At 59.4% G+C, this 11599-nt stretch carries 12 protein-coding genes; 1 reads left to right on the plus strand and 11 read right to left on the minus strand.

Annotated elements, in window-relative coordinates; all coding sequences use genetic code 11:
• The 11 genes from D8U69_RS11855 to D8U69_RS11905 form a co-directional block, all read right to left on the minus strand.
• The coding region (locus D8U69_RS11855) for a VWA domain-containing protein (RefSeq protein WP_130907347.1) at nt 1-1012 on the minus strand (1012 nt) is incomplete at its 3' end.
• A gap of 1 nt (nt 1013) precedes the next feature.
• The gene (locus D8U69_RS11860) at nt 1014-2006 is read right to left on the minus strand and encodes a VWA domain-containing protein (RefSeq protein WP_130907348.1); all 993 of its coding nucleotides are present in this window, start codon (nt 2004-2006) and stop codon (nt 1014-1016) included.
• Nucleotides 1993-2574 (minus strand): DUF4381 domain-containing protein, encoded by a 582-nt coding sequence (locus D8U69_RS11865; RefSeq protein ID WP_130907349.1) that lies wholly within the window; start codon nt 2572-2574, stop codon nt 1993-1995. The genes D8U69_RS11860 and D8U69_RS11865 overlap by 14 nt, the downstream gene beginning before the upstream one ends.
• Complete coding sequence (locus tag D8U69_RS11870; protein WP_130907350.1) at nt 2571-3506, minus strand: DUF58 domain-containing protein; 936 nt, start codon at nt 3504-3506, stop codon at nt 2571-2573. Before D8U69_RS11870 ends, D8U69_RS11865 begins: the two co-directional genes overlap by 4 nt.
• On the minus strand, nt 3503-4483 hold the full coding sequence (locus tag D8U69_RS11875; RefSeq protein ID WP_130907351.1) for a MoxR family ATPase: 981 nt from the start codon (nt 4481-4483) through the stop codon (nt 3503-3505). Before D8U69_RS11875 ends, D8U69_RS11870 begins: the two co-directional genes overlap by 4 nt.
• Before the next feature lie 8 nt (nt 4484-4491).
• Nucleotides 4492-5436, minus strand: coding sequence for a transporter (locus D8U69_RS11880; protein WP_130905644.1), 945 nt, complete (start codon nt 5434-5436; stop codon nt 4492-4494).
• A 12-nt stretch (nt 5437-5448) separates the two neighbouring features.
• A complete protein-coding gene (locus D8U69_RS11885) occupies nt 5449-6855 on the minus strand; it encodes a DUF1254 domain-containing protein (RefSeq protein WP_130907352.1) in 1407 nt (468 codons plus the stop codon).
• A 27-nt stretch (nt 6856-6882) separates the two neighbouring features.
• Nucleotides 6883-8334 (minus strand): DUF1254 domain-containing protein, encoded by a 1452-nt coding sequence (locus tag D8U69_RS11890; RefSeq protein ID WP_130905643.1) that lies wholly within the window; start codon nt 8332-8334, stop codon nt 6883-6885.
• Nucleotides 8335-8344: 10 nt separating this feature from the next.
• On the minus strand, nt 8345-9136 hold the full coding sequence (locus tag D8U69_RS11895; protein ID WP_056855502.1) for a hypothetical protein: 792 nt from the start codon (nt 9134-9136) through the stop codon (nt 8345-8347).
• Between the two features lie 297 nt (nt 9137-9433).
• Entirely contained in the window at nt 9434-9712 is a 279-nt protein-coding gene (locus D8U69_RS11900; RefSeq protein ID WP_056855501.1) for a DUF6124 family protein, read from the minus strand.
• A gap of 459 nt (nt 9713-10171) precedes the next feature.
• Nucleotides 10172-10597 (minus strand): YciI family protein, encoded by a 426-nt coding sequence (locus D8U69_RS11905; RefSeq protein ID WP_056855500.1) that lies wholly within the window; start codon nt 10595-10597, stop codon nt 10172-10174.
• A 359-nt stretch (nt 10598-10956) separates the two neighbouring features.
• Between D8U69_RS11905 and tpx the strand changes: the two genes are divergently transcribed.
• Nucleotides 10957-11457, plus strand: a complete 501-nt coding sequence (gene tpx / locus D8U69_RS11910; RefSeq protein WP_056855499.1) for a thiol peroxidase — start codon at nt 10957-10959, stop codon at nt 11455-11457.
• Nucleotides 11458-11599: the final 142 nt, after the last annotated feature.

Here is an 11599-nt window from a genome sequence, read left to right on the forward strand (position 1 = left end):
ATACAAAACCGGCCATCCAATTCACGCTCCAACCCTTGCGCACGCAGAAGAACCCGATTAGCAGCAGTGGCCAGCACAACCAGTACCCGGCGTCTTTCCAATGCAACTCACGCTGTTCGTCGCTGGCTCGCTGGAAATGTTGCTGGGCATGCAGGTCGACCCAATCCAGATCGTCGTTGTTGAGTGTCAGGCTGCCCAGCGGCGCATCCACCGCAGACGCCAACTGCTTGAGCGCTGCCTGATCGAAACGGCCGAGTTGCGGGCGACCATTGCTGTCGGTGCGCGGTTGGCCGCTGGCATCGCGGATAATGCCGCCATCCTCACTGCCGACGGCGAGGACCAGTACCTGGAGAGCACCGCCGTCGAGTTTCTTGTTCAGGTCATCGAGCGTCGATGTGTCTGCGCCGTCGGTGATCAGCAGCAACGTGCCGGGGGTTTTTTCAGCAGCCAGCAGACGTTTGGCCTGGTCGATCACGGCGCCGACGTCCTTTCCGGGTTTGCTGATCAGGTCGGTGCTCAGTGCTTGAATGAACGTGTCGAGCAGGGCCGGGTCGTCGGTGGCCGGCAACACCAGATGGGTGCTGCCGGCGTAGGCGATCAGCGCATTGCGCGCGCCGGCCCGACGCTGAATCAGGTCATGCAGCTTGTGTTTGGCCGCTTCCAGGCGTGTCGGTTGCACATCATTGGCGTCCATCGAGGGCGACAGGTCAACGGCGATGATCAGCGGTGCACGGTTTTCCAGGAAATCCGGGCGATCCTGCTCCCAGGTCGGCCCCGCAGCGGCAACCGCGCCGAGCATCAGCATTGCGCTGACCAGGTGCACCGGGCGCAGCCATTGCTGGTCTTGCGGGGTGATCAACAAGTGCGGCAACAAGTGCTCGGCAATGTTGCTGCGCAAACGCCGCTGCATGTCTCGGCTGCGGCGCCACAGCCATGGCATTAATGCCGCGAACGGCAGCAGCAACAGCCAAAGCGGGCGCAGGAAGTGCAAGTCGCCGAGGTTGATCTCCATCTCAAACCTCCTGCCGCTGACGCACAATAAACAAACGTAGACGCAGCATGGCGAACAGGTGATAGAGCGCGAGTACCGCGATGGCCATCCCGAGCGGCCACCAGAACAGATCGCGTTTGGGTTGGTGGCTGAAGGTTTGCACTTGGTGCGGGGTGAGCTGATCGAGGGTGCTGTAGACCTGATCCAGGGCATTGCGATCTTCGGCGCGGAAGAACTTGCCACCGGTGGCTGTGGCAATCTGCTGCAAGCCCTGCAAATTGACCTTGGCTTCGCCCTCGGCACCCGGGTCGCCGATGCCGATGGTGTGGATCACTACGCCTTTGGCGGCAGCCATTTGTGCTGCGTGATCCGGTGTGATGGCGCTGCTGGTGTCGTTGCCGTCGGTGAGCAGAATGACGACTTTTTCCTGCTCATGGGCCTGGTCCAGCAGCTTCAGGCTCAGGCCGATGGCGTCCCCGATCGCGGTGTTGGGCCCGGCCATGCCGATGCCGGTATCGTCCAGCAACAGCGACAGGCTGGCATGATCGAGGGTCAGTGGCGCCTGCGGGTAAGCGCCGCTGCCAAACACGATCAGGCCCAGGCGATCCTCTTTGCGTTTGTCGATAAAACCATGCACCACGTCCTTGACCGCTGCCAGGCGATTGATCTTCTGGCCCTTGGCATCCGTGAAATCGGTGGTTTCCATGGACTGGGAAATGTCGATGGCGAGCATCAGGTCGCGCACCGGTTGCTGGCGCTCGATAGGTTTTTCCACGTACACCGGGCGGGCGGCCGCCAGCAGCAACAGCGCCCACACCAGCAGATTGAGCAGCAACTGCCAGTGGTTGGTGCGAGTTCCGGCCTGGCTTGGCGCCTGGCCAACCGCACGGCTCATGGCGCCGAAAAACGGCACCCGGACCGCGCTGCGAGCTTCGCGATAATCAGGCAGGTAGCGATAACCGAGCCACGGCAAGGGCAGCAGCAATAACAGCCACGGGTATTCAAGCTGCCACATGATGCCGCTCCACCCAGAGTTTGCAGGTGTCGAACAACTGTTGGCGTTGTTCGGGGGGCAGGGCGCGCAACACCGCATCCGGTGCATAGGCAAGCAGGGCCAGTTGCTGACTGAAATCGGCGGGGAGTGGCTCTTTACTGTGCCGTTGCAAAAAAGCCTGCCAATCCTCTTTTCCAAGCGCAGCAGGCCCCTGTAGGAGCATGGCTTGCCCGCGATGAACGATGACGCGGTTGGTCTGGGGGACCGAGGCGTCTGCATCGCGGGCAAGCCTCGCTCCTACAGGGTTTGTGCGGGGCATTGAGATGGCCACGCGCTTGAGCAGTTCTGGAAGCTCGCGCAATGCGTTCAGGTCATCACTGCGCTTTTGCAACTGCGCCAACCGCACCAGGGCTTCACGCCGATAGCGATCACGCCGCCAATGCCGATATCGGCGGGCGGTCAGTAATGAAATCGCAACAACCAATACTGCCAAAAGCATCCACCAACCCCAGGTTTGCGGCGCATAACTGATCGGTGCCGGCAAGGCGATTTCCTTGAGCTGCTCGATGCCCGGAATATTCGGGTTCATCGCCGCGCTCCCGACTGCTTGCCCAACTCGGCGCGCAATTGTTCGTGAGCTTCAACGGCGGTGCTGAACATCATCAGTGGCACCTGACTGCGCCGCAGCAGCGTGGCCACATCCTTGAGCCGGCCGCTGAGAAAGTCGCCCAACGGCTGGTGCACCTGACGGCGTTCCACCGCCAGTTCAACCTGGAGCTGGCCTTGGGTGATCAGCAGCCGGCCATTTTTCGGCAGATTCAAGGCCAAGGGATCGTAGACCTGCATGGCGATCACATCGTTGTGCGCCGCAAGCTGCCGCATCAGCTGCAAGGTTCGTTCGCCGGCACCGGCAAAGTCACTGACGATGCAGATCAGGTGATCGTGACCGGCCACGGCCAGGCACTGTTGCAAGACCTTGTCGAGCTGGTCTTGACCTTCAGCGTCCGGGTTGGCGGCATTCAACGCCTGATTCTGTTCGGCGATGCGGCTGCACAACGCTTCGATGCGTTTGCGGCTACGCAGCGGCGCGATGCTGTCGATGCGCCGGTCGTTGAACACCAGCCCGCCGACCCGGTCGCCGGCGTTGAACACCATCCACGCCGCCAGCGCGCCCAGCTCGGCGGCGACCGCGGATTTGAAGCTGCGTTGCGAACCGAAGAACATCGACATGCGTTGATCGACCAGGATCAACGCCGGGCGATCGCGCTCTTCGGTGAAGGTGCGCACCACCGGTTTACCGGTACGCAGCGAGGCGCGCCAGTCGAGGTGCCGAAGGTCGTCTCCCGGTTGATAACGGCGCAATTCGTCGAAATTCAGACCCCGTCCGCGCAGACGAGACGCATGGTTGCCGGCCAGAATGCTGCCTTGCGGTTGGCGGGCAGCAAAACTCAGGTCACGGGCCTTGAACTCCAAGGCCATCAATTGCGCCAGAGAGACGTAGACCAGACCATCGGTATTCATGCAGGAATCGCAACTTTATCGAGCAAACGGTCGAGCACTTGATCGGCGGTGACACCATCGGCCACCGCGTCGTAGCTCAGTTGCAGGCGATGACGCAGCACCGGGTGCACCACGGCGCGCACGTTATCCGGTGAGACGAAGTCCTGGCCTTGCAGCCACGCATCGGCCCGGGCGCAACGGTCCAGGCCGATCCCGCCGCGAGGGCTGGCACCGATGGCAATCCAGCGAGCTAGGTCGGCGTCGTAATCAGCCGGGTGGCGCGTGGCGTTGATCAGGTCGATCAGGTAGCGGTCGATGGCGGGGGACACGTGCACCGCACTGACTTCCCGGCGCGCGGCAAAAATGACCTCTTGCGACAGCTCGAAGCCTTTGACCGCGGGGGCTTTGGCGCCGAGGGCCTGTTCTTCCTCACGCAGCAGGCGCAGTACCTGGCTTTCGTTTTCCGCGCTCGGGTAATCCAGCAGCACTTTCATCAGGAAACGGTCCATCTGCGCTTCCGGCAGCGGATAGGTGCCTTCCTGTTCGATTGGGTTTTGGGTGGCAACGACGATGAACAGTTCCGGCAAGGCATGGCTGTTGCCGGCCACGGTGATCTGCCGTTCTTCCATGGCTTCGAGCAACGCGGCCTGGACTTTGGCCGGGGCGCGGTTGATTTCGTCGGCCAGGATCAGGTTGCCGAACAGCGGGCCGGGCTGGAACTGGATCTGGTTTTGCCCGTCGACCTGATGCAGCACCTCGGCACCGGTGATGTCCGATGGCAGTAAGTCCGGGGTGAACTGGATGCGGCTCATTTTCGCGTCCAGGTGCTTGGCCAGCGCTTTCACCGTGCGGGTCTTGGCCAGCCCGGGCAGGCTTTCCAGCAGCAGGTGCCCGTTGGCCAACAGGCCGAGGAGGATTTGCCGGATCACCTGGTCCTGGCCGAGCACTGCTTCGGCGATGCTGGCTTGCAGGGCGTTGAGGTCATTGAGCGCAGTCACGCGGCCTCCTAGAAAAATGCCAGTGTCATGTTGACGGCGATACCATTGCCTTCCGGCCGGTTCTTGGTGTCGAACTCCGGCACCCAGCGCAGGCTCAGGTTGGCTTCGGCGTCGGCAAACTTGCCGGTCCAGCCCACGACAGGACCGGCGCCCACCGAGCGCCCGCGAAAACCGCTGGTGGCGCTGCCGCTATCGTCGTTGATCTGCTGGATGTAACCGGCGGCCACACCGGCAGCCCAGCCATTGCCGAAGCCGTGGGTCCAGAGCGCGTCGAAGGTGAATAGATCGCCGTTCTGGTAATCCGTGGCGTCGTTTTCGCTGTAGAACTCCAGACCGCTGGACAGCGTAAACTCGCCACCTTTGCCATCCAGATGAGTGAACGCCACGGTAGGCATGAAGGTGTAGGTGTTCTGCCCGGGGTTGGCCAAGCGGTCGTCGTTATAGGCGCCGGTCGGCAAGTAGATCGGCAGCGAGAACGAGATATGGTTGACCTCGTCGAAGTGATAGCCGGCGGCGATCGGTGTCACCAGCATGTCGGCAAACTGGGTGCCTGTGTCTTCTGTCCCCAGGGTTCTGCCGCGAGGACCTGTGATGTTGGCGGTGACGTCGGTGTACTGCACGGGCACGCCGATGGCCGAGGCGTAGTTCCAGCGTCCCTTGCCGGTGTCCCAGACATGGGTGAAGTTGGCCATGGTGTAGGAAACCTTCATGTCCAGCCCGGTACTCAACGCGCCGACAATCGGCACTTGGGTGTTGCCCTTGAGATCGCCGTCATACCAGATGCTGGTCAGCGACATGACCCAGCCCGGTTCGGGCGGCACGATCCCGGCATTGGAAAAAACCTGCTGCCCGGTGATCGGCCGGCCGACGCCGCCTTCAACGGCCAACACCAGCGGACTGCCGCCGATCATGCACAGCGCCAACAATGGGCGCACAACACAGGGCTTGATCATCACTGACTCCGCTTATTGATCTTGTTGGTTGACGGGTGTCAGCAACGGCATTTTCCATTGGCCGCTGTTGACTTCCGGTTTCGGCAAGTAGAGGCGCAATACGCCATAGAACGGGCCGTTCGGTGCTGGCAGCCAGTTGCTTTCCAGCTCTTTGGCCGGTGCCTTGTTTTGTATGTAAAGGGTCAGGCCGCCGTCCGCGTCGAGCTTGAGGTCCGGCAGCATGCGCGAGTTGATCAGGTAGCGATTGAGCGGATTGGCCACCAGCAGTTTGTTCCTGCCGTCGTACATCGTCAGCGACCAGAAAGCGTCGGCCGGGGGCAGTGCACCTTTATCGAAATGCAAGGTGTAGTCGTGCTTCGAGGCATCGACAGGGTGGTTGTCCTTGTCGACGAAGTAACCGATGTAATTCGCCTCTTCAGCGGAATTGCCGAAAATCCCCATGTTGGCGCCCGCGTAGCGGTACAGGTAGTTGCCCTTGAGGTGGTCGCGGGTGCCAAAAAAATCGCCGCTGGTGACTTCGTGGGTATCGACTCTGCTTTTCTTGAATTGGGCGAACTCTGCTTTCGCGTCAGCGATGCCATCTTCCAGGGCCTGGCGTTGATCGGCGCTCAGTTTGCTCAGGTCGAATGGTTTGCCGGCTTCGATGCCAATGGTTTTGAAACGTGCAAGAAGATCCTTTTCAACGTCCTGGGGCGGGGTGAAGGCCAGCATGAAATTCAGGTAGCGGAACAGGTCCGGGGTGTCGCTCATGGTCGGCGCGGGTTTGGGCCAGGCGATTTTTGCCGGGGCCGGCGGCGCCTTGTGCTTGTCGTAATGACTCAGGGTTTCGACCTTGTAACCCTTCTGGATCTGCTTGACCTTGGCCAAGTCCGCGTCGTCGAACAGCTGGGTGCGATACAGCGCGTAGGCGATGTTGCTTTCACTGCGCAGCAGCCGATCGATGTTCAACGGTTGCTTACCCTGCCAGTCGGGGCCGGCGATCATGAAATGGCCACCGTTATTGCCAGTGCTGCGGGTGCCCAGGTAGGCGAAGTTTTGCGTATAGGCGTCAATCAGCTGCACGGAGTAATAACGGTGCTCTTCGACGGGCGGAAGCGTCAGTACCAGCGGTTCTGCGCGCAAGTCCATCCACACGAAGGAGTAGGGCGTGTCAGCATTCGGCGTGACGAACGCGGTGTCCTTGGCGGTAAAGGCCTTGGCGGTGTTGCCGATCTGATTGAACGGCGCCTTGAAGTTCGCGCTCGTCTCGTCTACGGCCTGGGTGTAGAGCGTCTTGTACATCTCCACCACCGGGAAACCGTATAAATAGGCTTCCTTGGCGATGCCTCTTGCTTGTTCCGGGGTGGCTGTGAACTCGGCCCAGGCACTGGTGCTCAGCGCCAGGGTCACTACGGTCAACAGCACGTTACGTTGATTCATCATGCGTCCTTGTTGCAATCGCGGGCGTTATTCCACGTTTGTGATGTCGTCGAGTTTCCAGCTTTTGTCGAAATAGGCCTCGGTCGGCGCGTACAGACGGAAGTAACTGAACCAGTGCTTGCCCGGCAGGGTTTGTACCCAATTATTCTCGAAGCCTTTTGGCGCGGTCGGGCCGAAGTACAGGTCGACGGACCCATCGGCGTTTTTCTTCAGGTCCTGGCGCGAGGAGAGGTCGGCCTTGCGCTGCGGATTGTCGATCAGGCAGCGACTGTCGATGTCGTACACGGTCATCGACCAGAACTGCTTGGCCGGAGGATTGGCGCCGACGTGCAGGCGATAGTTTTTCCCGCCGTCGAGCCATTCACCCTTGGCGTCGGTGTATGCGCCCAGGTAGGTCTGACCGAGGCCCGGGGTTTTCGAGACCATGCCTTTGGTGTTGGTGACCGCTTCGTAGAACCACGCACTGCGTTCCCACAGCTGGTCGTAATAGGCCACGCGTTGCGATGGCTCGGCGATGTTCAGCACCGTGTCCCATTGCCGATCAGGCCAGTACTGTGCATCCGGGAAACGCTTGGCGAAGGTGTTGGCCTTGGCGATCAGCTCACCGACCTGTGCCCCTTGCTCAAGTGCCTTGCGCTGGTTGTCATTGGGGTTGAACGGCTTGTCTTTCTCGATGCCGAGGCTGGCGAGCATGGCCATGTAAAAGCGGTCGCGTTCGTTGACCGGTTCTTTCTGGATGATCTGGTGCAGGCGCTGCCAATACGCCAGGCCGCGTGGCTGGGTGCCGGACCAGGCTTTGCCACCGGGAGTGAGCAGTTTGGTCTTGGTCGGCTCGGCACGTTGGGCGTAGGGGTACATCTTGAATTGTTCGACCAGTGCCTTGCCCTTGGCCGGGTCCGGATCGAGCACACGAAAACCCACCAGCACGTTCATGGTTTCCGATTTGGCCAGGTAATACTTGCCAGCATCGGCCGGCGGCTCGGCGCCCGGTGGCAGCACCAGGTATTTGCCGCCCTTGCCTTTGTCCGGGCCGGTCTGGCCCATGTCGATGATCGCCCGCTGCCAGAAATCACCGATGCCGCCCGCCGTTGGGCCTGACGGCAATTCAATGACCAGCGGCCCGGTTTCATTCAAATCGACAAAGCCGAGGATATACGGCGTGGTGGCATTGGCGGTGATCACACCGAGCTTGTCTTCGTAGCTGTTGAGTACCATCAGGTCGCCACTGTGGGCGCCGAGTTTGTCGCGAAACTCTGCCTGCCATTGCGCGTAAGACACCAGTGGTAAGGCCCACAGGTAACTCTGGGTGGCCTGCTGGAAATCCAGTTCAGCGTACAGTTTGGCGACGGAGTCGTGGGCCGGCAGCTCGCCTTCCATGCTGATCTTGCCGATTCGCGTGTCCAGCTCCTGCGCACCGACCCCACAACTGACGAACATGGTCATCAGGCTGAAACCGGCGGCGCGAAGTGCAATGTGCATATAAAAATCCCTATTTGCCGAACGTGACATTGAGGCCGGCGTACAGTGTAAATTTCGGCAAGCCATCACCTTTGTGATCGACGGTCCACTGCGGCTCGATGAACGCGTTGAGGATATTGGAACCGGACTTCCAGACTTTGCCGCCACCCAAACCGAGTGGGATGTAGTGGGTGTCGTTTTTCAGGTCGAAGGTCCAGGTACCGGTTGAACGCAGGTACCAGCCTTTTTCCAGGTTGTGAATGATGAAAGGCTGCAAGGTTGCGCTTTCGACGTGGGGCCGGTCGCTATCACCTGCGAAAGAGCTCTGGTATTGCACCAGCGCACCCAAAAGGCCCCGGGGCGAGGAATCGATGGCGACGGCGGCCAGACCACCTTGCCATTTGCCGGTGCCGAGCTCGTCCTGATCGGCGGTGGGCGCGGTGATCATCGGGCCAACACCCAATTGCACACCCTCGGTCTTGAGCAAAAAGATATCGAACAGGTTGAGGTCGCCCTCACCGGTGCTGTAGCCGCTGCTGGGGTCGGGGCGAGTGCTGATCGGCGCAGTGGCACGTATCAACTGCGGGACACCGATGAAGTCGTTGGGCGCAATCGGCAGTGTGCCACGCACCAACAGATCGTTGGTGTGGATATTGGAGTCGTAAAACTTCGGGGTGTAATAGTCCTGCAGACTCATCCCCGGTGCGATGTTCAGGGGGTTGTTGCTTTTGTTGGCGGTCTCGGCGTCATCCGCGTGCGCGTAAATAAAAGGCACGAACGAAAACGCCAAAAGAAAGGCGTGCTTCCCCAATGTGTTTGACATGATTCCCCCGGCTCCCTGGTGGCTCACTTGGATGACTCGGCACTTGATGGCCGTTACTGCGTAATCCCTTTCCTTCAAGCCCGTAGGACACGTCCTTGAAGGTAGCAGCAATATGAGGGAAATCCAGCCAAAAGTGTTAACTATTTAGTTTTTTGTACAAGTTTTTTGATTTTCTTGTGTACTAAAAAGTTAATAAAAATCAGTGGGTTGAAGGCGGGAGGGGTTGCTGGAACTAGAAAACCCGCAGTCTGTAATGAAACAAACGGCGGGTTTCAGGGATGTGGAGCTCAGTGTGAATCAGGGCGGGTCGAGGTTGTCCAGCACCCGGTTGACTGCCAGCTCCCCGAGCATGATCGATTGCTGAATCCCCAGCAGCGTATTGCTCTGCGAGCCTTGCAGATATCTGGCGAAATCACTGGCCATGACATTCGCCGAGGCCAGCGATTCACAGGCATATGCCAGCAGGGTTTGATTGTCGATATTGGGGGCGATGAGGAAGATGTTGCTGGGTTGGTGGGGAGATTGGCTGGAGGTGTCTGGATCGGTGTCCGGTGGAGTTGAACTCGATTTGGTCATGGCAACGTACCTCTAAAAGTAGGGGGCGCAACCATCTCGCTACTAAACGAAAGGGTGGCAGCTATGCGCAAGTTAGTAGACCGGTACGTTGCCAAACCCGGTGCACCCGAAGATGCCATGCGCACAGCCGCCATCACATACAGGTGAATACCTGACCAGATGACACTCATGCAACCGTTAGCAACAAGCCGGGCTACTAAACCCGGTCACTGACAATCAGCGACGCCAATCAAGTTACCGACGGCCTCTGGGACGCACAAGCCGGCGGATTCTGGCGTAGTTGTAGGCAATGCCGCAAGGCGCTGTAGCCTCCTGGAAACTGGCATTTTGATGCAAAACATCACGCTCACTGACGCTGAGCAAAAGTAAGCGGTTTAGCAGAGGTAGAGCCCGTCGGAGATCACGTCCACTCGGGACGTGATCATGCCAGCGCATCATGGCAACTCACTTGAAAATGGCTCAGGACTGCTTGCCCTTGCCAAACGCCCGCTCTTCCTGCTCCCGCAATTCCGGCGTCAGCTCTGCACCGAAATCCTCCATTTCAAATACCTGGCGAATCTCGATTTCCGATTCGGTGCCGGGCATTGGGTTGGGGCAGCGCTTGACCCATTCGACGGCTTCTTCTTTTGATTTCACCTGCCATAGCCAGAAACCGGCGATCAGTTCCTTGGTTTCGGCAAAGGGGCCGTCGATGACCGTGCGTTTATCACCCGCGAAGCGCACGCGGGCGCCTTTGCTGCTCGGATGCAGGCCTTCGCCAGCGAGCAGGATGCCGGCCTTGGCCAGTTCTTCGTTGTAGTTGCCCATGGCGGTCAGCAGTTCGGTGCTGGGCATGATGCCGGCTTCGGAATCCTGGCTGGCTTTGATGATGATCATGAAGCGCATGGTGGTTTCTCCGCATGATTTGAACGATTCGCTAATGGTCGAATGGTGAGGACGCAAATCGACAGCGCGTCCAAAAAAACTGAAAGAACCTTAGGCGCGGTATTGCGATGCGTAGCGATTATTTATGTAACACCGCGATTCTCTGTGGGAGCTGGCTTGCCAGCGATAGCAATCGGTCGGTCACAGCGGTGTTGAATGTACGGCCGTCATCGCGGGCAAGCCCGGCTCCCACAGGGTTTGGTGGTGACTGGCAAAGCAATACTTCACGATTTGTATCCGGGGTAGGTCACCGGGCCATTTCGTGGTTAACTTCGACCTCTTCAAAATTCTCTACCACAACGTTCAGAAGGACTCCGTTCATGGCTCAAGTCACTCTTAAAGGCAACCCGGTTCAAGTCAACGGCCAACTGCCTCAAGCCGGTTCCAAGGCGCCAGCCTTTTCTCTGGTTGCCGGCAATCTGTCCGACGTCACCCTGAAAGACTTTGCCGGCAAGCGCAAAGTGCTGAACATCTTCCCAAGCGTCGACACCCCGACCTGCGCCACGTCCGTGCGCAAGTTCAACGCCCAGGCCAACGATGTCGCCAACACCGTGGTGTTGTGCATCTCCGCCGACCTGCCATTCGCCCAGGCTCGTTTCTGCGGTGCCGAAGGCCTGGAAAACGTCCAGAACCTGTCGACCCTGCGCGGTGCCGAGTTCATCGAAAACTACGGCGTGGCCATCGCTGACGGCCCACTGAAAGGCCTGACTGCCCGTGCCGTGGTGGTTCTGGACGAGAATGACAACGTGCTGCACAGCGAACTGGTCAAGGAAATCGCTGAAGAGCCGAACTACGAAGCAGCGCTCGCTGCCCTGAAATAAGCATACCTTTACAAAGTTTAACGCCTCCTAATCTCAACAATGCTGTTCAGTTAAGAGATAGAGCGAGTAATCAGTAACCTGTGGAGGGGGAGCTTGCCGGAGCGCCGCACCGTCCCGCTGGACTGCGTAGCAGTCCCATTTT

The organism is Pseudomonas sp. Sample_16 (assembly GCF_004307665.1).
In the GTDB taxonomy this organism is placed as follows: domain Bacteria; phylum Pseudomonadota; class Gammaproteobacteria; order Pseudomonadales; family Pseudomonadaceae; genus Aquipseudomonas.